At 68.4% G+C, this 21,396-nt stretch carries 21 protein-coding genes; 3 read left to right on the top strand and 18 right to left on the bottom strand.

Annotated features, from left to right (window positions below; translation table 11 throughout):
- Positions 1-3: 3 nt before the first annotated feature.
- From mdcE to ACI766_RS01025, 6 genes are all read right to left on the bottom strand, one after another.
- Positions 4-810: a biotin-independent malonate decarboxylase subunit gamma gene (mdcE, locus tag ACI766_RS01050; protein ID WP_003112668.1), complete on the bottom strand. Its 807-nt coding sequence runs from the start codon at positions 808-810 to the stop codon at positions 4-6.
- A complete protein-coding gene (locus ACI766_RS01045; RefSeq protein ID WP_003084003.1) occupies positions 807-1,670 on the bottom strand; it encodes a biotin-independent malonate decarboxylase subunit beta in 864 nt (287 codons plus the stop codon). The genes mdcE and ACI766_RS01045 overlap by 4 nt, the downstream gene beginning before the upstream one ends.
- Positions 1,663-1,962 carry a malonate decarboxylase subunit delta gene (locus tag ACI766_RS01040; protein ID WP_003084001.1) on the bottom strand — a complete coding sequence of 100 codons (300 nt, stop codon included), beginning with the start codon at positions 1,960-1,962 and terminating at the stop codon, positions 1,663-1,665. Before ACI766_RS01040 ends, ACI766_RS01045 begins: the two co-directional genes overlap by 8 nt.
- Before the next feature lies 1 nt (position 1,963).
- Positions 1,964-2,845 (bottom strand): triphosphoribosyl-dephospho-CoA synthase, encoded by an 882-nt coding sequence (locus ACI766_RS01035; protein WP_012613463.1) that lies wholly within the window; start codon positions 2,843-2,845, stop codon positions 1,964-1,966.
- Positions 2,845-4,509, bottom strand: coding sequence for a malonate decarboxylase subunit alpha (gene mdcA, locus ACI766_RS01030; RefSeq protein WP_003145070.1), 1,665 nt, complete (start codon positions 4,507-4,509; stop codon positions 2,845-2,847). Before mdcA ends, ACI766_RS01035 begins: the two co-directional genes overlap by 1 nt.
- Positions 4,510-4,619: 110 nt before the next feature.
- The gene (locus ACI766_RS01025) at positions 4,620-5,201 is read right to left on the bottom strand and encodes an alpha/beta hydrolase (RefSeq protein ID WP_003106176.1); all 582 of its coding nucleotides are present in this window, start codon (positions 5,199-5,201) and stop codon (positions 4,620-4,622) included.
- 215 nt (positions 5,202-5,416) lie between these two features.
- Here ACI766_RS01025 and ACI766_RS01020 point away from each other — a divergent pair, with 215 nt between their 5' ends.
- Complete coding sequence (locus tag ACI766_RS01020; protein ID WP_003118603.1) at positions 5,417-5,629, top strand: DUF3079 domain-containing protein; 213 nt, start codon at positions 5,417-5,419, stop codon at positions 5,627-5,629.
- A gap of 180 nt (positions 5,630-5,809) precedes the next feature.
- Here the strand turns inward: ACI766_RS01020 and ACI766_RS01015 are convergent, their stop codons facing one another.
- The 9 genes from ACI766_RS01015 to ACI766_RS00975 all read right to left on the bottom strand — a co-directional run bounded on the left by ACI766_RS01015 (position 5,810) and on the right by ACI766_RS00975 (position 15,983).
- Positions 5,810-6,211, bottom strand: a complete 402-nt coding sequence (locus ACI766_RS01015; protein ID WP_003106175.1) for an ExbD/TolR family protein — start codon at positions 6,209-6,211, stop codon at positions 5,810-5,812.
- A 1-nt stretch (position 6,212) separates the two neighbouring features.
- Complete coding sequence (locus ACI766_RS01010; RefSeq protein WP_003083979.1) at positions 6,213-6,932, bottom strand: MotA/TolQ/ExbB proton channel family protein; 720 nt, start codon at positions 6,930-6,932, stop codon at positions 6,213-6,215.
- A gap of 28 nt (positions 6,933-6,960) precedes the next feature.
- Entirely contained in the window at positions 6,961-7,773 is an 813-nt protein-coding gene (locus ACI766_RS01005; RefSeq protein ID WP_003117234.1) for an energy transducer TonB, read from the bottom strand.
- 342 nt (positions 7,774-8,115) lie between these two features.
- Positions 8,116-9,552 carry an NAD(P)(+) transhydrogenase (Re/Si-specific) subunit beta gene (locus ACI766_RS01000; protein WP_003083975.1) on the bottom strand — a complete coding sequence of 479 codons (1,437 nt, stop codon included), beginning with the start codon at positions 9,550-9,552 and terminating at the stop codon, positions 8,116-8,118.
- The gene (locus tag ACI766_RS00995) at positions 9,552-9,860 is read right to left on the bottom strand and encodes an NAD(P) transhydrogenase subunit alpha (protein ID WP_003083974.1); all 309 of its coding nucleotides are present in this window, start codon (positions 9,858-9,860) and stop codon (positions 9,552-9,554) included. Before ACI766_RS00995 ends, ACI766_RS01000 begins: the two co-directional genes overlap by 1 nt.
- A gap of 75 nt (positions 9,861-9,935) precedes the next feature.
- The gene (locus ACI766_RS00990; protein ID WP_003112662.1) at positions 9,936-11,054 is read right to left on the bottom strand and encodes a Re/Si-specific NAD(P)(+) transhydrogenase subunit alpha; all 1,119 of its coding nucleotides are present in this window, start codon (positions 11,052-11,054) and stop codon (positions 9,936-9,938) included.
- A 646-nt stretch (positions 11,055-11,700) separates the two neighbouring features.
- Positions 11,701-12,600, bottom strand: coding sequence for a TauD/TfdA dioxygenase family protein (locus tag ACI766_RS00985; protein WP_003112661.1), 900 nt, complete (start codon positions 12,598-12,600; stop codon positions 11,701-11,703).
- 67 nt (positions 12,601-12,667) lie between these two features.
- Entirely contained in the window at positions 12,668-13,570 is a 903-nt protein-coding gene (locus ACI766_RS00980) for a TauD/TfdA dioxygenase family protein (protein ID WP_087823918.1), read from the bottom strand.
- A 40-nt stretch (positions 13,571-13,610) separates the two neighbouring features.
- A complete protein-coding gene (locus tag ACI766_RS00975) occupies positions 13,611-15,983 on the bottom strand; it encodes a TonB-dependent receptor (protein WP_023104701.1) in 2,373 nt (790 codons plus the stop codon).
- A gap of 349 nt (positions 15,984-16,332) precedes the next feature.
- On the opposite strand from ACI766_RS00975, the gene ACI766_RS00970 reads away from it, so the two are divergent.
- Positions 16,333-17,250, top strand: a complete 918-nt coding sequence (locus ACI766_RS00970) for a LysR family transcriptional regulator (protein ID WP_003083964.1) — start codon at positions 16,333-16,335, stop codon at positions 17,248-17,250.
- A gap of 23 nt (positions 17,251-17,273) precedes the next feature.
- Here the strand turns inward: ACI766_RS00970 and ACI766_RS00965 are convergent, their stop codons facing one another.
- On the bottom strand, positions 17,274-17,999 hold the full coding sequence (locus ACI766_RS00965) for an acid phosphatase (RefSeq protein WP_003083962.1): 726 nt from the start codon (positions 17,997-17,999) through the stop codon (positions 17,274-17,276).
- Between the two features lie 247 nt (positions 18,000-18,246).
- Here ACI766_RS00965 and ACI766_RS00960 point away from each other — a divergent pair, with 247 nt between their 5' ends.
- Complete coding sequence (locus ACI766_RS00960; RefSeq protein WP_087823919.1) at positions 18,247-19,605, top strand: OprD family porin; 1,359 nt, start codon at positions 18,247-18,249, stop codon at positions 19,603-19,605.
- A 37-nt stretch (positions 19,606-19,642) separates the two neighbouring features.
- On the opposite strand, the gene ACI766_RS00955 is transcribed toward ACI766_RS00960, so the two are convergent.
- A complete protein-coding gene (locus tag ACI766_RS00955) occupies positions 19,643-20,524 on the bottom strand; it encodes an AEC family transporter (RefSeq protein WP_003107192.1) in 882 nt (293 codons plus the stop codon).
- A complete protein-coding gene (locus ACI766_RS00950; protein ID WP_003107194.1) occupies positions 20,521-21,336 on the bottom strand; it encodes a TauD/TfdA family dioxygenase in 816 nt (271 codons plus the stop codon). The genes ACI766_RS00955 and ACI766_RS00950 overlap by 4 nt, the downstream gene beginning before the upstream one ends.
- Positions 21,337-21,396: the final 60 nt, after the last annotated feature.

Here is a 21,396-nt window from a genome sequence, read left to right as displayed (position 1 = left end):
AATTCACCACTGCTCGCGCAGCAGCCGGCGCACCCGCGCCGACGCCTCGCGGTTGGCCGCGCCGAGGCGGCCGCCGAGGTCGCGCGGGCCGCCGAGGATATCGGCCAGGGCCTCGCCCAGGCAGGTGCGGACCCGCACCAGGTCCGCCGTCGACGGCACCTCGACGGTCTCCACCGGAAGGGTCCTCCAGAGCAGGCCGAGCGACGCGTAGCTGTCGATGTCGTAGGCCATCGGCGGCACCTTCGCCGCCAACGCCTCCAGTTCCTCGACGCTGCGCAGGGTGATCCGCGCGGCGGCGGCCTTGCCCATGGCGTGGACCATCACCCCCGGATCGTGCAAGGCGATCAGGCGGTTGGCCTGGTAGCCGTGGGCGAGGAACGCGCCGGACATCGCCTTGCCCACCAGCAGGCCGATCAGCGGATGCCCGGCGAGTCGGGCGCGGGCGTAGGCATCCACCGCCCCGGCCAGCGCCTGGTGGATACCCAGGGCCTCCTCGCGGCGGCCGTAGGCCTGGCTCGGCACGTCGACGATGGCCAGCAGCGCGCGCTTGCGTGGCGCCTCGCGGTCGGCCTCCAGCGCCTCGTCGACGGCGGCGGCCAGGCCCCAGCCCTCGAGCAGCCCGACCTCGCCCTGGCGAGCGCGCGGGAACGGATTGTCGGGATCGGGCACGACGGCCAGGAAACGCACCGGGTAGCCGTCCAGCTCGGCATCGGCGACGCGCAACGAAGCAGGATCGCCGGGACGCGGCGCGAGGCTACCGGCCAGCGCCTGGAACCAGGCCAGGCCACGGGAAGCGAACGGTTGGCTCATGTTGCATCTCCTTGGCCCAGCCCCTGGTACAGCCGGCGCACGCCGGCGGCATCCGGTTGCTCGGCGGTATCGAGGTCGCCCAGCCGCCGCAGGTAATCCTCGGCGCGGCGGCAGCGCGGCCGTGCCGGCAGGCCCTTGGCGAAATACGCGAGTACCGAGGTGCGTACCTCATCGAGGTCGTCGGCCAGGTAGGCGTCGGCGAGACCGCTGGCGAAGCGCTGCTCGCCGCCGGTGAGGCTCCAGATGAACGGCCGGTCGCGCGAGTCGTATTCAGCGATGCCGGCCTCCTGTTCGATCACCTGCGGACCGTTCAAGCCGAGGCGCGCCTCGCGGGTCACCAGCACGTAGCTGCACAGCCCGGCGGCGATGGACATGCCGCCGAAGCAGCCGACCGGCCCGGCAATCACCGCCACCACCGGCTGGTAGCGCTGCAGATCGACGATGGCCGCCTGGATCTCGGCGATCGCCGCCAGTCCGAGGTTGGCTTCCTGCAGGCGCACGCCACCGGTTTCCAGCAACAGCAGGGCCCGGGTCGGAACGCCGTTGCGATTGTCCTCGGCGGCCAGCTCCAGCGCGCCGGCGATCTTCGCTCCGCTGACTTCGCCAAGGCTGCCGCCCTGGAAAGCACCTTCGATGGCGGCGAGCACCGCCGGCTGGCCGTCGAGGAGGCCACGGGCGACCACTACCCCATCGTCGGCCTGGGGCACGATGCCCTGTCGTTCCAGCCAGGGCGACTGCACGCCGGCGAAGGGATCGAGCAACTCGCGGAAGCTGCCCGCGTCAAGCAGGGCACGGGCGCGTTGGCGCGCTCCCAGTTCGGTGAAGCTGCGCAGCGCCAGCAGGCGGGCGACGTCAGTCATGGCCAGCCTCCTCCAGTGCCTGCTCCAGGCGCAGGCGGACCACCCCGGGAGTGGCGCCGAAATCGTGGATGCGGATCGACGCGGCCGGCGCCGTGGACGCCGCGAAGACCCGCGCGAAGAGTTGTTGCCAGCGCGGGCCGCTGCCGTTTACCGAGGTCACCACCTGGATGCTCAGCGCGCCTCCGGCGGCCGGCTCGAGCAGCACCTCCAGGTCGCCGGAGCCGACGCAGCCGGCCAGGGCGCGACCGCGCGCCGGAGCGCCGGCGGGAAATTCGAAGGTCAGGGTTTCCATCTCAGAGACTCCCAGCCCACCCACCGGACACGGCGGGCAGGCGATCGAGGAAAAGACAGGCGGCCAGCAGGTCGGCGGCGCCGCCGGGCGAAGCGTTCAGCGCCAGCAGGCGGCGGTCCAGCTCGCACAGGCGGCGACGCCCGGCGAGACTGGCGCTGCCGCCGGCGGCGAGCACCGCGCGGGCGCCATCCTGCATCACGGCGAGGCCGACGCGGCCGGCGCGGTGCAGCACGCAGGTATCGTCGAGGACGCTCATGATCGCCAGCAGCGCATCGAGCCTGGCGTTCTGCTCGCCAGCGCCGCCTTCGCGGCTGCGCCATAGCTGCGGCAGGCCGTGGCGCACTGCGCGGGGGAAGCCGAGACGCGCCTCCTCGCGGGCGCCGCCGACGCCGTAGCGCCGACGGACGCGCTCGCCGTGGCTGTCGCCGATGGCGGCCGCCGGATCGTCGAGCAGGGCGATGCGTCCTGCGCGCGCGGCCACTTCGCCGGCCTGCGTGCGGCGCGGTTCGAGAGCGGCGGCCGCGACCAGCAGGCCGAGCGCCCAGATCGCTCCGCGATGGGTGTTCACGCCTTCGGTGGTACGCAGCATCGCCGCCTCGCCGTCGCGCCCCAGTTGGCCAAGGACGCCGCGCAGGCGCGCATCGATGCGCCCATGCCGCTGGGCGGCGTCGGCCATTTCCTTGAAACACGGCCACAGGCTCAGCGCCGAGGCCTGCATCAGGCCCAGGTGCAGGTCGGCATGCGCGCCATTGCCGCGGCGGTCCACCAGGGCCGGCTTGGGCGACAGTTCGGCTTCGTCGATGAGGGCGTCCACCGCCAGGTCGGCCAGGCATTCGCCGAGGTCGGCGCACGGCGTCGCCGCGAGGTTCGCGATGGCGTTCATCACCAGCTCCTGAAACGCGCCGGCGGCTGGTACAGCCCGCCGGACCACTCGACCAGCTCGGCGATGCTCTTCGCCGCCAGCAGCTCGCGCGAGGCGTCGGTGCGGCGGATGCCGAGGTCCTCGGGCAGCGCGATCAGCCCTTCGCGGCGCATCCGCTGGGTCTCGCGCGGATCGTGGCGCAGGCCGATCGGACTGATCCCCGCCACCGCCGCGATCATCGCCTGGCGTTCCTCCAGGGAGCGCGCCTTGTACAGGTAGGCGATGCCTTCCTCGGTGAGCACATGGGTGACGTCGTCGCCATAGATCATCACCGGCGCCAGCGGCATGCCGGTCTGGCGCGCCACCTCCAGCGCGTCGAGACGCTCGACGAAGGTCGGCTTGCCGCCGTCCTGGAAGGTCTCGACCATCTGCACCACCAGCTTCCTGCCGCGCTCCAGCAAGGCCTCGGGTTCGCCCCGCATGTCCAGCCAGGCCGGCGTCGAGTGGCGCCGGCCGCGCGGGTCGTGGCCCATGTTCGGGGCGCCGCCGAAGCCGGCCAGGCGTCCGCGGGTGACGGTGGAGGAATGGCCGTCGCCGTCGACCTGGAGGGTAGCGCCGATGAACAGGTCGACGGCGTATTGTCCTGCCAGTTGGCAGAACATCCGATTGGAACGCAGCGAGCCGTCGCGACCGGTGAAGAACACGTCGGGACGCTGGGCGATGTAGCCCTCCATGCCCAGCTCGGTGCCGAAGCAGTGCACGCTCTCGACCCAGCCGCTCTCGATGGCGGGGATAAGGGTCGGGTGCGGGTTGAGGGTCCAGTGTCGGCAGATCTTGCCCTTCAGGCCGAGGGACTCGCCGTAGGTCGGCAGGATCAGCTCGATGGCCGCGGTGTTGAAGCCGATGCCGTGGTTCAGCGACTGCACGTTGTGCCGCTGGTAGATGCCGCGGATCGCCATCATCGCCATCAGCACGTGGACCGGCTTGATGTGGCGCGGGTCGCGGGTGAACAGCGGCTCGATGTAGAACGGCTGGTCGGCCTCGACCACGAAGTCCACCCAGGACGCCGGGATATCCACTCGCGGCAGGTCGCGCGGGTCGTCGACGATACGGTTGACCTGGACGATGACGATGCCGTCGCTGAACGCGGTGGGCTCCACCAGCGCCGGGGTGTCTTCCGTGCTCGGCCCGGTGTACACGTTGCCTTCGCGGTCGGCGACGAAACCGGCGACCAGCGCCACGTTGGGGATCAGGTCGACCACCAGCCGCGCGTACAGCTCGATGTAGGTGTGGATCGCGCCGATCTCCAGCAGGCCGTCTTCGAGCAACTGGCCGATGCGCAAGCTCTGCGGGCCGGAGAAGGAGAAGTCGAGCTTGCGCGCGATGCCCAGTTCGAACAGGTCGAGATGCTCCGGGCGGCCGACGCTGGGCATGATCATGTGCAGGTCGTGCAGCTTGCCGGGATCGACCCGCGCCAGCGAACGGGAGAGGAAATCCGCCTGCTTCTGGTTGTTGCCTTCCAGCACCACCCGATCGCCCGGCGCGATCAGCGCCTCCAGCGCGGCGACCAGGCGTTCGCGCGGCAGCACCGCGCCGTCAGCCAGGCCGCGCACGCGCTCGAGGCGCCGCTGCTTTTCCTGGCGGCGCCGCGACCACTGCGGCGGGGGAGAGATCGGTGTCGTCATGTCGGCTCCAGGTTTCACGCTGTCGTGAGGAGCCACGTTAGGCAGGCCGCCAGGCCTGTTCAATCAAGCCGGGCGACGAACCGTTACGCCAAGGTTAACGATCTGGAGGATCAGGCGCGGCGACGAGCCTGGCTGTCGATCAGGTACTGCAAGCGGAACAGGTGACGGTAGCCGGCCTCCCAGGCGCCGTGGCCGGACTTCACGTTGATGTGCCCGGCCTCGGGCAGGATCACCGTCTCCGCGCCCCAGGCGCGGGCCAGGTGCATGGCGCGCTGCGGGCTGCAGGCCTGGTCGTTGTCGGAACCCACCAGCACGCTGGGGAACGGCAACGGCTCGCGGCTGATCGGCGCGAAGTTGCGCAACGCCTCGGCGCAGCTCTCGCGCTCGACGTCGGCCGGCGCCACCAGCAGGGCGCCGCGTACCTGGTCGCGCACCCGGCGCTCGGCCTGGGCCGCCCACAGCGCCACTGTCACACAACCCAGGCTGTGCGCGATCAGCACCACCGGCCCGGGCTGGCGGCGGATCTCGGCGTCCAGCTCGGCGATCCAGTCGGCGCGCAGCGGGGTGATCCAGTCCTGTTGCTCGACCCGTGAGGCATTGGGCAGCGCGCGCTGCCAGTGACTTTGCCAATGGGCGTCTTCCGAGCCGTACCAACCGGGCACCAACACATAACGGACGCGTTCGCTGTGCATGGAGAACCCTCCAGAAAAATTCATCACCAGGGAAGTGTAAGGGCGCAGCCTTTTTTCTCTAAGGAATAAAAAGCAATTTTAATATTCTATTAATACATATACGCCAATCGAGTTGATCCAGCGCAAGCCGAAGCCACTTTTCCGCGGCAACGCCTGGGCGGCGCAAGCCATCGGCGGTATACCTGAGCGCAGGCATCAGGTATCGGGACAGGATCATGGCCAAGAAATTTCCTCTCCATCCCAGCCATCCGGAGCGCATCTGCTGGGGTTGCGATCGCTATTGCTCGGCGGAATCTATGGGCTGCGGCAACGGCGCCAGCCGCACCCAGCATCCCAGCGAACTGTTCGGCGAGGACTGGGCCGGTGAATGGGAAGTCGAAGGAACGGAGGACGCCAAGGAGCAGGATGCGCCGGCACGCCAGGCCTGAGCGCCCAGGCGTGGGACGTGCGAGCGCCGGACAGGGTGCGCGACGCATTCGCGAGCCCGGCCTCGGCGGACACACCCGAGGAGCGTCCATCCGGAATAAAAAAGACCGCTCTCCCCTGCCCGGATCGGAGCGGTCGAAACCGTTGCCCGCCCGGCCTGCGCCGGACGGCGTGGATTCGCTTCAGCGTGCGGTGATCACCGCCAGCCTGGTGATCCCGGCGCGCTCGATGGAAGCCATGGCCTTCGCCACCTGGCCGTAGTTCACCCCTTCGTCGGCCTGCAACTGCACGCGGACCTCGGCGTCCTTCGCCTTGGCCGCGGCCAGGTTGCTCTCCAGCAGCTCCGGCTGGATCTCGTCCTTGTTGACGAACAGCTTGCCGGCGCCATCGATGCTCACCACCAGGGGATCCTTCTGCTCCGGCGGGGCCACCGATTCGGTCTTCGGCAGGTTGATCGGGATCGAGTTGGTCAGCAGCGGCGCGGTGACGATGAACACCACCAGCAGCACCAGCATCACGTCGACCAGCGGGGTGACGTTGATTTCGGAAAGGACTTCGTCGCTGTCCTGGGTCGAGAAGGCCATGTCAGGACGCCTCCTTCACGTTGCGCGAGGGGTTGCCGGCCTGGCGCGCGGCGGAGGGATGGACGATGACGCGGAACGCGCTCTTCTGCGCCAGGCTGTAGAAGTCGTGGGCGAAGTCGTCGAGGTCGGCGGCGGTCAGCTTCAGGCGCCGCAGGAAGTAGTTGTAGACCAGCACCGCCGGCACCGCGACGGCGATTCCCACGCCGGTGGCGATCAGCGCGCTGCCGATCGGCCCGGCCACGGTCTCCAGGCTCGCCGAGCCGGCCGCGCTGATCCCCTTGAGCGCCTCCATGATGCCCCAGACGGTGCCGAACAGGCCGATGAAGGGCGAGGTCGAGCCGATCGAGGCGAGCACCGCCAGGCCCGACTCCAGGGAACGCCGCTCGCGCTGGATCTGCTGGCGCAGGGCGCGTTCGAGACGGTCCTGGTGGTTGATCGACTGGGCCAGGTCGGGCTGGCCGTTGTCCTGCACCTGGATCGCGGCGAAGCCGGCCTGGGCCACGCGGGCGCCGGCGCCCTGCTTGTCCTGCGCCTGCTCGCCGGCGGAGTCGAGGCTGGTGGCGCTCCAGAACTGCTTCTGGAACTGGCGGTCCTGGCGCTTCTGCCGGGCGAACTGCACGCCCTTGACCAGGGCCAGGCCCCAGGTGACCACGGAAAAGCCGACCAGCAGCCAGATGACGGCGCCTTCGACGGATTCGAGCGGGGTGGTTAACAGACTCATGACGGATGCTCCTCGTGACGCTGCAGATTCAGTTCAACTTGAAATCGATCGGTACGCTGACCCAGCCGTCCTCGGCCTTGTCGCCGCGCTTGGCGGGAACGAAGGACCAGCGCTTGACCGCTTTCACCGCGGCCTGGTCGAGGGCTTCGCGTCCGCTCGACTTCTGCACCTGGATCTCGCTCGGGCTGCCGCTGGCGAGGACATGCACCCGCAACAGCACGGTGCCCTCCCAGCCGCGGCGCATGGCCAGGGCGGGGTATTCCGGCGCCGGGTTGTGCAGGTAGCCGGCGTTCGCCGACGGCGGCGTCAGCGGCGCCGGGGCGGCGGCCGGCGCCGGCGGGGCGGGTGGCGCGGCGGGTTGCGGCGGCGCGGGCGGAGCCGGCTCGACGGCCTTCGGCGCCGGCTTGGGCCGGGGTTGCGGCTTGGGCTTGGGTTTCGGCTTTGGCACCGGCTTCGGCGGCGGCGGCTTCACCGCGTTCTCGTCGACCACCGGCGGTGGCGGTTCCTCGACCACCGGCGGCAACGGCTCGGGCGGCGGCGGTTCCACCACCGGCGGCGCCGGGGCGGTGAACTCGATGGTCATCGGCGGCACCTGTGGCGGCACCTCGGGCAGCGCCGGGGTTCTCTGCTGGCTCAGCCAATGGATCACCGCTCCGTGCAGGGTCAGGGCGAACAGGACCAGCAGGATCGTCTCGCGCCGGCTGAGCACCCGACCCTGTGCCGGGTTGTGGCGAACCAGGTGCAACGCCTGGCGAACCGGCCGACCGAGCGCCACCAGGTCGCCGCCGGGCGTCTCGCGCCAGGGCTGCGTGCGGGCATCGACGGGCTGGGGTGTTGCCATGAAAAGCTCCTTGCACTGACGAACTCGATGGCCGCTCAGGTCCGTGCTGGAGTCCTAGCGGCGCAGGGAGTTGCATGATTGGCAAGGAGGCTTAGCGCCTGAAGTAATTATTTTTGTTATGGAAATAACTTCTGGAGCTATGGGTTTCGCCCCTGTCGCCACAGGCCGCGTGGTTGGCGGGCTACAGCGATCCGACGAAAAACCCATGCCTTGCGGGCATGAAAAATATTCCTGAAAGGCTGGTGTTTTCGCCGTTGGAAGCGGCGGAGAACGCTGCGCGGGCAACCCGCGAAAACGAAAAACCCCGGCCTGGGCCGGGGTTCTGGTGGACTCAGCGGGGAATCACTCCACCGCCTTGACCATGTCTTCGATGACTTTCTTGGCGTCGCCGAACACCATCATGGTCTTGTCCAGGTAGAACAGCTCGTTGTCCAGGCCGGCGTAGCCGCTGGCCATGGAGCGCTTGTTGACGATCACGGTCTTGGCCTTGTAGGCCTCGAGGATCGGCATGCCGGCGATGGGCGACTTCGGATCGTTCTTCGCCGCCGGGTTGACCACGTCGTTGGCACCGAGCACCAGGACCACGTCGGTCTGGCCGAACTCGGAGTTGATGTCCTCCATCTCGAACACCTGCTCGTAGGGCACCTCGGCCTCGGCCAGCAGCACGTTCATGTGCCCCGGCATGCGCCCGGCGACCGGGTGGATGGCAAACTTCACGGTGACCCCGCGATGGGTCAGCTTCTCCGCCAGTTCCATCAGCGCGTGCTGGGCGCGGGCCACCGCCAGGCCGTAGCCGGGGACGATGATCACGCTGTCGGCGTTGGTCAGCAGGAACGAGGCATCGTCGGCCGAACCGGACTTCACCGGACGCTGCTCCTTGGAGCCCGCCGGGCCGCCGGCGTCGGCTTCGGCGCCGAAGCCGCCGAGGATGACGTTGAAGAACGAGCGGTTCATCGCCTTGCACATGATGTAGGAGAGGATCGCGCCCGAAGAGCCGACCAGCGAGCCGGCGATGATCAGCATCGAGTTGTTCAGCGAGAAGCCGATACCCGCCGCGGCCCAGCCGGAATAGGAGTTGAGCATCGACACCACCACCGGCATGTCGGCGCCGCCGATGGGGATGATGATCAGCACGCCGAGGACGAAGGCCAGCGCCAGCATCACGGCGAAGGCGGTGAGGTTGCCGGTGAACATGAACACTAGGCCCAGGCCGAGGGTTGCCAGGCCGAGCACCAGGTTCAGCAGGTGCTGCCCGGAGAACTGCACCGGGGTGCCCTGGAACAGGCGGAACTTGTACTTGCCGGAGAGCTTGCCGAAGGCGATCACCGAACCGGAGAAGGTGATGGCGCCGATGGCCGCGCCGAGGAACAGCTCCAGGCGGTTGCCGGTGGGAATGGTGTCGCCCAGGTGCGCGACGATCCCCAGCGACTGCGGCTCGACCACCGCGGCGATGGCGATGAACACCGCGGCCAGGCCGATCATGCTGTGCATGAAGGCGACCAGCTCGGGCATCTTGGTCATCTCGACGCGCTTGGCCATGATCGAGCCGGCGGTACCGCCGACCAGCAGGCCGACGACGATGTAGCCGACGCCGGTGGTGGCGATCTCCGCGCCCAGCTTGAACACCAGGCCGACGGTGGTGGCCACGGCGATGGCCATGCCGACCATGCCGAAGAGGTTGCCGCGGCGCGAGGTGGTCGGGTGCGACAGGCCTTTCAGGGCCTGGATGAAGCAGACCGAGGCGATGAGGTACAGGAGGGTGACCAGGTTCATGCTCATCAGTGGCCCCCCGCCTTCGGCGCTTTCTTCTTGAACATTTCCAGCATGCGCCGGGTGACCAGGAAGCCACCGAACACATTGACCGCGGCCAGGGCCACGGCGAGGGTGCCCATGGCCTTGCCCAGCGGGGTCACGGTCAGGGCGGCGGCGAGCATGGCGCCGACGATGACGATCGCGGAAATCGCGTTGGTCACCGCCATCAGCGGGGTGTGCAAGGCAGGGGTGACGTTCCATACCACGTGGTAGCCGACGTACACGGCCAGCACGAAGATGATCAGGTTGTAGATCCCGTCAGAAATGATATCCATCGTTTTCACCGGTCTTCAGGGCGCAGGCGCGAGGCGTGCGCATTTATCGTTATCGAAGCTTCCCGACGCAGCGGCTCAGCCGTTCTTGCGCACCGCCTGGCCGTCGCGGCACATCAGGCAGGCGGCGACGATGTCGTCCTCGAGGTTCACGCTGAAGCCTTCGGCGTTCAGGGTGAGCTTGAGGAAATCGAGGATGTTGCGCGCGTATAGCGCCGAGGCGTCCGCCGGTACCAGCGCGGCCAGGTTGCTGTGGCCGACGATGGTCACGCCGTGCCGGACCACGACCTGGTCGGCCTCGGTCAGCGGGCAGTTGCCGCCCTGGGCGGCGGCCAGGTCGATGACCACCGAGCCCGGCTTCATCTCCGCCACGGTCGCCTCGTGCAGCAGCGTCGGCGCCTTGCGGCCGGGGATCAGCGCGGTGGTGATGACGATGTCCGACTGCTTGGCGCGCTCGTGCACGGCCTTGGCCTGGCGCTCCATCCACGAGGCCGGCATCGGCCGCGCGTAGCCGCCGACGCCTTCGGCGCACTCGCGCTCTTCGTCGGTCTCGTAGGGCACGTCGACGAACTTGGCGCCGAGCGACTCGATCTGCTCCTTCACCGCCGGACGCACGTCGGAAGCCTCGATCACCGCGCCCAGGCGCTTGGCCGTGGCGATCGCCTGCAGGCCGGCGACGCCGGCGCCGAGGATCAGCACGCGGGCGGCCTTCACGGTGCCGGCGGCGGTCATCAGCATCGGCATGAAGCGCGGGTAGTGGTTGGCGGCGAGCATCACCGCCTTGTAGCCGGCGATGTTGGCCTGCGAGGAGAGCACGTCCAGGCTCTGCGCCCGCGAGGTACGCGGCGCGGCCTCGAGGGCGAAGGCGGTGATGCCGCGCTCGGCCATGCGGGCGATGTTCTCGTTGTCGAAGGGGTTGAGCATGCCGACCAGCACGGCACCGCTTTTCATCTGGGCCAGCTCGGCGGCGCTGGGCGCGACCACCTTCAGCACCAGGTCGGCGCCGAAGGCCTCGGCGGCGCTGCCGATCGTCGCGCCGGCGGCTTCATAGGCACTGTCCGGCTGGCTGGCGCTGACGCCGGCGCCGCTCTGGACGATCACCTGGTGGCCTTGGCCGATCAGCTTCTTGACGGTTTCCGGGGTGGCGGAAACCCGCGTCTCACCGGCATGGGTCTCGAGGGGGACACCGATCTGCACTCACGAATCTCCTGCGTGATTGTCGAGTAGTCCGGGGCACTGCGGATGGCGCACCGGCTGCGGAGGTCTAGCTCACATACCGCGATTCGCGAACGAACCTTGGCGCGGCATTGTGCAATCGAGCCGAAAAGCCTTCAACAAGTTCTGAAGGCATACGACAGAGAAACTACAAGTCATAAACCGACCAACAATTCCCGCCCATCGCCGCCGGGCGCGTCCTGACTGGCGTGCAGCCTATCCGGGGAAGCCCGCGCGAGAATATGACATCCCTGCCGTGAATGACCGGCTATCAGGTCAAGCCGCTACGGCTTCGACGGGAAAATATCCTGCCAGCGCCGCGGAATGCCGGGGTAATTAATGTTTTTAATACGCTGTATCAGCAATCCCTGATGCCTGGCCAAAGTAGCAAAGCAAAACTTTGACTACAAAGTCAGGATCGCCTTTCCATGGGCGCTGCAGGCCAGCTCGTTAGACCAAAGGCGAATTGCCCTATGGGCAGGATAGACGCGGAGAAATGGCAGAACTGCGACAGCATGTCGCAGTTCTGCTAGCTATTCGCCGGAACGGAAGGGGCTCGCCAGAGCGGCGCGCAGCGACCTACGCCGGTCGGCAACGGAGGAGCCGGCGCACGCTGGGGGATGCCGGCTCAGAACGGACGGCTGCCCGCCAGGCTGATGCGCTTCAGGCGCCGCCGCTCGCTGGCCGGGAAGGCGTTGCGCGCATGCAGCACGGCCTGGTTGTCCCACCAGACGATGTCGCCCACCGACCAGGCGTGGCTGTAGCTCAGTTCCGGGCGCGCCAGATGTTCGCGCAGGCGACCGATCAGCGCCTGGCCCCGCGCGGGGTCGTAGCCGGGAATCTCCACCTCGGTGTGGGCGCTGAGGAACAGTACGCGCCGGCCGCTTTCCGGGTGGGTGCGTACCAGCGGGTGCTCGCTGCCCTGGATCGGTTCGATGTCCGGCGTGCGGTAGGTGGCGAAACCGCCGCCGTAGCCGCCCTCGCGCAGGCGGATGAAGGGGTTGTAGTTGATCAGGCGCAGGCCATCGATCTCGCGCCGGGTCGCCTCGTCGAGGCTCTCGTAGGCGCGCGCCAGGTTGGTGAAGCGCGTCTCGCCGCCACTGGACGGCACCTCCAGTGCGTAGAGGAACGAGCCGGAGGACGGCACCGGCGTCCATTGGTGGTCGATGTGTGCCGGCAGGGCGAAGTTGCCCAGTTCGCCGTCGCCGGTGTTGGCCACCTTGACGATGTCCGGCACCTTGCCGTCGCCACCCGAGGACAGCACCGGGATGTCCGCCGGCGGCTGGAACACCGAGCCGAACAGGGTGGCGAAGCGCAAGTACTGCTCATCGTCGAGGTGCTGCTGGCGGAACACCAGGATGTGGTGCTCGCGCAGCGCCTGCTTGAGCGCCAGGACCTGCTCCGGCGCCAGCGGCCGGCGCGCGTCGAGGCCACGGACTTCGGCGCCCAGCGGCGCCTCCAGGGGGGTGATGCGGAATGCCTCGGCGACCTCGGGTTCGGGTTGCCGGGCGGTGGCGGATTGGCTCATGTAAGGGGTCCTCGCGGGTTCGTTCTTCCTGTGGTCGCCCTCCCCGGCGAGGAGAGGGCCGGGTCCGTCATGCCTTCCGGATCGTCCGGCTGCGTTGCCCGTCGATGCCTACCGGCACGTCGCCGCCGAGGGTCACCCGGCGCACCACGCGCGGCTGGTCGCCGTAGTCGTCGATCGCGTAGTGCTGGGTCGCGCGGTTGTCCCAGATCGCCACGTCGCCGGCCTGCCAGCGCCAGCGCACGGTGTTCTCCAGGCGCGTGACGTGCCCCTGCAGCACCGCGAAGAGATGCGCCGAGTCATGCTGCGAAAGACCCTTCAGGCGTTTCACGAAGTGGCCGAGGAGCAGCGTCCGCTCGCCGCTTTGCGGATGCACGCGGACCACCGGGTGCTCGGTCTCGTAGACGGTCGAGGTGAACACCTTGCGGTAGTTCTCCAACTGCTCCACCGAGGCGCTGGGCTTGACCCCGGCGTAGTCGTACTCGTTGCTGTGCACCGCCCAGAGCCGGTCGGCCAGCTCGCGCAGCTCCGCCGGCAGGTCGGCGTAGGCGCTCGCCGTGTTGGCCCAGACGGTGTCGCCGCCGGACTCCGGGGCCACCACGCTGCGCAGGATCGAGGCCTTCGGGTAGGCCTCGACGAAGGTCACGTCGGTATGCCAGGAGTTGGCCCGGCGGCCTTCGGCGCCATCCAGCTCGAGGAGGAAGCGGGTGCCTTCGCGGGACGGCACGGTGGGGTGGGCGACCGGTTCGCCAAGCAAGTGGGCGAAGGCCTCCTGGGTCTGGTCGTCGAGATGGCTCTGGTCCCGGAAGAAGATCACCTTGTGGCGTACCAGGGCGGCCTGGATCGCCTCGACGGTGGCGACGTCCAGTTCGCCGGACAGGGTCACACCGCGAATCTCCGCGCCGATCCGTCCGGCGACCGGCCGGACGTCGAGCCGTACCGGCGTGGCGAGGGCTTGTGCTGCATTGCTCATGTCATGTTCCTCATGCGTGGGGTACTGCGTGGGTGAAGGCTCAGAAGTCGTAGCGCAGCGATACGCCGAGCGTGCGCGGCTGCCCCACCGATGCGGTGTAGGAGCCGTTGATGCTGGCGAAGGCGCTCAGGTAGTAGTCCTTGTCGAAGGCGTTCTTCAGCCATACCGAGGTGTCCAGTTGGCCGTCGCCGAGATCGCTGCGCAGACCGGCGGCGAGGTTCACCAGGGCGTAGCCGTCGATCTTCGAAAGGTCGGAGTTGTCCAGCGTGCCCTCGGCGGCGGAGCGGTAGGCGTAGCTGGCGCTGACGTAGGGTTGGAGGCGGTCGTCGAGGCGCCACTGGTATTCGCCATTGAGATTGGCGATCCATTTCGAGGCGCCGACCACGCGCTGCCCGGTGAGGTCGCAACTGCTCGGCGCGCCGGGCCGGGTGCTGACTTCCGCAGGGCACGGGGCATCCTTGAACGACAGGTAGGTGACGTCGTTATAGGAGCCGTTGAAGTTCAGGGTCAGGCCGCGCAACGGCAGCGCGGTGGCCTCGAACTCCAGACCACGCGAGCGCACGCTGCCGGCGTTGGCCAGCACCTGCACCAACTGGGTCGAGCCCGGCGCCTGGTACAGGGTGGTGGCCTGGTAGCCGTGGATGCCGGTCCAGAACAGGTTGGCGTTGAGCAGCAGGCGCCGGTCGAAGAGCGTGCTCTTCAGGCCCAGCTCGGCGTCGTTGGCGCGCTCCGGTCCGACCAGCAGCGAATCGGCGCCGGCGCTCGGTGCGCTGCCCACCGCCAGGTTGACCCCGCCGGACTTCTCGCCGTGGGACAGGCTGGCGTAGCCGAGCAGGTCGTCGCTGAACTGGTAGCTGAGGCTGAGCAACGCCGAAGGGGCGAAGTTGTACTGGCTGAGATCGCCGGAATCGTAGGCGCCGAGCTGGCCGTTGCGCACCGCCGCGCCGACCCCGCCGACCGCCGCGCCGCCCAGCGGAGCGAAGCGCTCGACCTTGGCGTTCTTCTCCTCGTAGGTACCACGCAGGCCGGCGGTGAAGTCCAGGCGTTCGGTGAGGTGCCAGGTGCCCTGGGCGAACAGCGCGAAGCTGTCGGTCTCGATCTTGCCGTTGGCCTTCGAGTAGGTGTCGTTCAGCGCGCCGAGATTGGCGCCGAGCAGGTACAGGTCGGCCAACGGTCCGTAGGAGGTGAAGGTCTTGTTGCCGAGGTTCTGCCTGAACGCGTAGGCGCCCACCACGTAGTCGAAGGCACCGCCGGTGGGCGAGGCCAGGCGGATCTCCTGGGAGAACTGCCGGTCGTGCACTTCCACCCCGGTGTCGTTGATCGCCGAGACGTTCAGTTGCTCGTCGTTGGCCGGGGTGAAGTGCCAGTAGCGGTAGGCGCTGATGGAGGTCAGGCGGTAGCCGCCGGCGAGGTTCCAGTTGGCCTCCAGCGAGCTGCCGCCCTGGTGCACGCTGACGTGCTGGCGGCCGTTGATGTTGACCTTCCTGCGCTGCGGATCGCGCAACGGCGAAGCGCCGACCAGCGCGGCGCGCTGCCAGAAACGCTCGGCGCCGCCGTAGACCACCATGCTGCCGTTGCTCGAATCCTCCTCGTTGTAGTCGGCGATCCAGCGCAGGCTGAAGTCCTCGTTCGGCTCGAACAGCAATTGCCCGCGCGCGCCCTGGCGCTCGCCGCCGTTGAGATAGTTGTCGTCGTGGATGTTCTTGATGTAGCCGTCGTCGCGGGTGCGATAGGCCGAGAGGCGTCCGGCGAGGGTTTCGCCGAGCGGCCCGGAAACCGTGCCGCGGCCCTGGAAGTAGCCATCCTGCCCGCCGGAGACCTCGACGGTACGCTCGGCAGTGAAGGTCGGCGCGCGGGTGCTGATGTTCAGCACCCCGGCGGTGGTGTTCTTGCCGAACAGGGTGCCCTGCGGACCGCGCAGCAGCTCCAGTTGCTCGATGTCCAGCAGGTCGAACACGGCCATTCCCGGACGTCCCAGGTAGACGTTGTCGAGGTAGATCCCGGCGCTGCCTTCCAGGCCGTCGCTGGCGGGGTTGTTGCCGATGCCGCGCACGGCGACGCTCGACTGCCGCGCATGGATGTAGGCGACATTGACGCTGGGCAGCACCTGCTGCAGGTCCTGCACCCGGGAGATGCGCTGGGCCTCGAGAGTCTCGCCGCCGAGCACGGTGATCGGCGTCGGTACCTTCTGCGAATCCTCCTCGCGGCGACGCGCGGTGACAGTGACCTTGCCCAGGGCCGTATCGGCCTTGTCCGGGAGGCTGCTGGCCAGCGGCGGCGCTTCCTCGGCGGGCGCGGGAGCATCGGCGGCACTGGCCGGCAACGCACCGCCGAGGGCGAGCAGCAGGGCCAGGGCGTAGTCGGAGCCGCCGGGCGGCGTTCGGCGGAGCGGCAGGCGGTAGTGGTGCTTCATCGTGAATGTCCTCGGTTCCGGCGCAGCCGGACGCAGGCAGCAGGCGGCCATGCCGCGCAAGGCAGCGATCTGGCGAAAGGTTCGAAGGGGGCCGGCGGACGGCTCAGCCCCGGGCGACTGTCAGGGGCGACAGCCGCCGGCGACGCGGAAGGGCATTCGGAACGGCGGAGGTGGGGCGGCAAAGGCACGGTGGACCATGTTCAGCTCCTGGGGTCTATCTATGCTTATTACTAAATCGCATATTTTTCTAATTTGTTCTTTGTTGACGGAATAAGAGCTTGCATTTAAAACCAGCACATCCCGAACGGCAAATGCCTTTGTCCAATATTTCCAATGCCGGTAAAGCATCATGGATCTGCGCCAACTGCGTTACTTCATCGCCCTCGCCGAACACCGCAGTTTCGTCCGCGCGGCGGACGCCATGGGCATCACCCAGCCGGCCTTCAGCCGCAGCATCCAGGGCCTGGAGCAGGAGCTTGGCTGTCAGTTGGTGGACCGTGGCAGCAAGGACCTGCGCCCGACGCCGGAAGGCCAGGTGGTGCTGCAACACGCGCTGAGCCTGGTGCAGGGGTCGGCCAACCTGATCCACGAGATCGCCCAGTTGAACAAGCTGGATGCCGGCGAGCTGCGCTTCGGCAGCGGGCCGGCGCCGGCCCAGCAACTGGTGCCGGACGCGGTGGCCGACTTCATCAACCGCCACCCGCGGGTGCAGATCAGCCTGGACGTGGACAACTGGGAAAAGCTCAGCCGCGCCCTGCTCCGCGAAGAGATCGAATTCTTCGTCGCCGACATCCGCGACTTCGAGGCCGACCCGAACTTCCAGACGCGCCCGCTGACCCCGCGCCGCGGCCAGTTCTTCTGCCGTCCGCAACATCCGCTGCTGGGCAAGGACAGCCTGTCCACCAACGACCTGTTCAACTACCCGCTGGCCTCGACCCTGATTCCCCCGGGCATCCGCAAGCTGCTGGCGAACCTCAGCGGCAAGATCGACTTCGCCGCCAACATCCGCTGCGAGAACATGCACGCGCTGATCCGTATCGTCCGCCAGACCGACGCCATCGGCATCGCCAGCGACGAGACCCTGCGCCCCTACCTGCAGCGCGGCGAACTGCAACCGCTACAGTGGCGCAACCTGCCGCAGAACCTGGATAGCCTCAGCGCCCGCTGCGGCATCATCAGCCGCAGCGGCTACCGGCTTTCGGCAGCGGCCAAGGCGATGATCGAGACGCTGGTGGAACTGGACCAGGCGCAACACGCGGCGGCCTGAGCCGCCGCGCGCTTTCCCTTCCTCTACTGGAGTTTCGGCAACCCCAGCGCGCCGCGCAGCTCCTCGCGCACCGCGGCGAAGTCGGCGGCCACCGCCGGATCGGCCAGCAGGCTCGCCACCAGCGCCGCGGCGGCGGTCTGCCCGCCTTCCAGGTCGCTGGGGAAGTGCACGCCGGCCAGCACACGGCTCTGCGCATGCTCCTCGGCGCGGGCGAAGAACGCATCGTGATGCTCCGGCACCAGCATGCTCAGCAGCGAGGCCTTGAAGTAGCTGTCCATGGTGTGGCCGCTGGGATAGGACTCCCCCTCCGGCGGCGGCAGCACCGGCTTCACCTTCGGTGTCACTTCGTAGGGACGCGGGCGGGCGAAGTGCTTCTTCGCCGGCATCAGCACCTCGACCAGGTTTTCCTGGGCGCGGTTGAAGAAACTCCGGGTCAGCGGCAGGCGTTCCTTGTCGAACGAGGCGCCCAGCAGGTCGCCGGCGAAGGGGAAGACGTTGTCCTCCCACTGGTCGTGGGCGCGTACCCGGCGTACCTGTTCGGGCGTGCGCAGGCGTTGCGCCTCCAGCACCGCGCCGAGATCGGCGACGGCCGCAGCCGAGTCCGCCGCCGGCGGCGGCGGGAGGTAGTCGGCCAGGCGCGGTGGGTGGGCCAGCGGATAGGGCGCGGCGGCGGTCTCCCCGAGACAAGACAGCGGTGCGAGCAGCGAAAGGCAGAGCAAGAGCGAAGGGCATAGGGTCTTGTTGTTCATGAAGCGTATTCCCTGAGGCGAGGTTGCATCGGGAGCCTAGGCTCCCACCCACGGCCGTTGCGGATGACGGCCGACGCCACACTCTCCGTCGGTGACTTCCGAAATGCTTGACCCGGCCTGCCGTTGCACATGCCAGCCCCTGCCAATGGCAGGCCCCGGCAAAAGCCGAGGCAGGGAAACACAAGCGGCCTGCGGAGCGACTTCCGAGACTGCGCCCACCTGGCACTCAGGTGGGAGAAAACAATAAATGCAAAATCTCAGACGCGCTGTATTCGCCGGCCTGGTCGCCGGCACGCTTTCCGAAGGGGCGGCCGCGACGGCCGGGGATGGGGGCTTCGTCGAGGACAGCGAACTGCAGTTCCTCGCTCGCACCTACTACTTCAACCGCGACTACCGCGACAGCCCGAACAACGCCGGGCGCAACCGCTTCAAGCCCAGGAGCGAGCGCAACGGCTACCGTGAGGAAGCCACCCAGGGCCTGCGCCTCCAGTTCGCCTCCGGCTACACGCCGGGCAGCCTCGGCTTCGGCCTCGACGCCCATGCCATGCTCGGCCTGCAACTGGACAGCGGCGGCGGCCGCACCGGCACCGGCAACCTGCCGGTCGGCGCCGACGGCCATCCCGACCATCGCTACGGCAAGGTCGGTGGCGCCCTCAGGCTACGCCACGGCGAAACCCGCCTGAAGTACGGCCAGACCACCACCAGCGCGCCGGTGTTCGCCGCCAGCAGCAACCGCACGCTGGCCGGCATGGCCTACGGCCTGCTGCTGGAGGACCGCTCGTTCGACGGGCTGCTGCTCGAGGGTGGGCGCTTCACCGCCGCCTCCGGCCCCGGCGAATCCAAGGTCCGCGGCGACATCAGCACCGTCTACGGACGCCTCGGCGCCTATCCGGTGCGCCTCGACGCGGTCGGCTTCCTCGGCGGTCAATGGCAGGCCACGGAGCGGCTGCAACTGTCGCTCTACGTCTCGCGCTTCGACGACATCTGGCAGCAGGCCTATTTCGGCGCCAGCCATCGCCAGCCGCTGGGCGGGGAGCGCGCGCTGCGGGTCGACCTCGACGCCTACCGCACCCGCGACAGCGGCCAGAGCCGCTTCGGCCGCATCGACACCCTGGCCAGCTCCCTGGCCCTGGGCTACGAACAGGGGCCGCAGCGCATCACCCTGGCCTACCAGCGTGTCCATGGCGAGCAGCCGTTCGACTACATGGCCTTCGGCGACGGGCGCTCCAGCGCGTCCATGGTACTGGCCAACTCGGTGGGCTACTCCGACTTCAACGGACCGGGCGAGCGTTCCTGGCAATTACGCTATGACCTGGACCTCGGCGCGCTCGGCCTGCCTGGGCTCAGCCTGCATGCGCTGCATGCCCGCGGCCGTGCCGGGGCCAGCGCCAGCAGTGCCGCCGAGAGCATCTACGCCGGACTCTACGGGCGTGACGGGCGGCACCGGGAAAACGACCTCGGCTTCGCCTATCGGGTCAAGGCGGGCCCCCTCGCCGGCCTCGCGCTGCGCGCCTCGCAGGCCTGGCACCGGGGCAACGCGAGCTATCTCGACGGCGACATCGACGAAACCCGGCTGGTCGTCGATTACTCCCGCTCGATCTGGTGACGCCCCGGGCCGCCCCGCGGGGCGGCCCGGATCGTCTTCACGCGCGCGGCAGCAACTGGATGAACAAAGGCGTGGAGAGCAGCACCAGCAGCGTGGTGATCAGCACCATGCCTGCCACTTCGTTCACCGGTCCGTCGTAACGCTTGGCCAACAGGTAGGTGAGCACCGCGGTCGGCATCCCGCACTGGATGGCGAAGGTGCCCGCCGCCACCGCCTCCATGCCCAGGCCGGCAGCGATCCCATAGCCGACCGCGAAACCGCCCCAGACCCGCACCAGAGACAGCAGCAACGGCCGCCAGGTCTCGTGCAGGCGCAGACCGGCCAGCGACAGGCCGAGCATCACCAGCATCAGCGGCACGGTAATCCCGCCCAGCAGGCGGGTCACATCGCGCAACGGCGGCGGCAGGCTCCAGCCCAGGGCGATCAGGCCCAGCGCCACGGCCAGGGCATAGATCATCGGGTTGCGCAGGATGCTCGCCGGGGTGATATCGCCCGAAGCGAACCAGACGCCGAGCGTCGCGTGGCCCACCTGGATCAGGGTGGAGAACGCCACCGCATACACCAGCGCCTCCTCGCCGAAGGCCAGGTAGGCGATGGGGATGCCCATGTTCCCGGAGTTCGGCAGCATGATCGACGGCAGGTAGCGCCGCACCGGCATCCGCAGCAGGCGCAGGGCGACCAGGCCCAGCAGGGCGAACGCCAGCACCGCCAGCGCGGTGGCGAGGAACACCCCGGCCACCATGCCAATGGACAGGCCGGGGCGGTCCAGCGACGACAGCAGCAGGCAGGGAAAGCCGACGTTGGCCACCAGGAACACCAGCGCGCGGGTATCCACCGGCCCGGCGGAACGGCTCCAGGCGAAACCGATCCCGGTGCAGATCAGGATCGGCAGCACCACCGCGACGAACTGTGCGATCACAACCCCACCTTGAAGCCCAGTTCCAGCTCCGCCCGCAGGCGGCCGTGGCCGTCGAAGTTGAGCCGGCGCATCTCGCGCAGTTCGTTGGCGCAGAAGGCAGTGCGCCCGTGCAACACCGCGGTGTTGTCGAGCACCAGGATTTCCCCCGGCTCGAGCTTGATCCGCAGTTGGCAGGCCGGATCCTCGAGCGCCGCCACCAGTTCGGCGAAGGCCTCCACCGCCACAGGATGCTCGACCACCTCGGCCGCCCCATCGTTCTGCCGGAACTTGATGCCCAGCGCCTCGCCGTTCAGGCGGAACACCGGCTGGGTGCTGCTCTGGTGCTTGCGCACGATGGTCAGGGCGTCGCCGCGCAGCAGGCCGAGATGCTTGGTCGGCATGCGCCGGCGCAGGCGCTCGAAGGCCAGTCCGGCGCTGGCCAGCAGGGTCTCCCCGCCCTCCCGGGCGTTGCGCACGCATTGCAGGCTGCACAATTGCTCCGGGGTGTCGAGGAAAGCGCCGTCGGTGTGCAGCTTGTGCTCCAGCGGCGTGGAGCCGAGGTAGCCGCTGACATACCGCGCATTGCTGATCGGCACGATGCCGTCGGCGTCGGCGCGCGGGTGGGGGGCGGCGCGGCCGAACAACTCCTTGAGCGCGAGAAGTTCCTGCCTGTCTTCGCCCTGTTCGCTGCGCAACAGCAGGAAACCAAACTCGTTGAGGGTCCGGATGATCGCCGATTGTTCCTGGCGGGATAACTTCACCAGCGTTCTCACCGAAACTTTCACGCGTTCGAGATCGAGTGTCGCGTCGAACAATTTGCTATCGAGATTCATATGACCGCTCTCCTCCGAAAGAAAATCAGGAATGCCGCCGACGCGCAGGGCGAGGCCCGG

This window comes from Pseudomonas sp. DL, assembly GCF_047199225.1.
Lineage (GTDB): Bacteria > Pseudomonadota > Gammaproteobacteria > Pseudomonadales > Pseudomonadaceae > Pseudomonas > Pseudomonas aeruginosa.
This window is presented reverse-complemented; position numbering and strand designations above follow the sequence as displayed.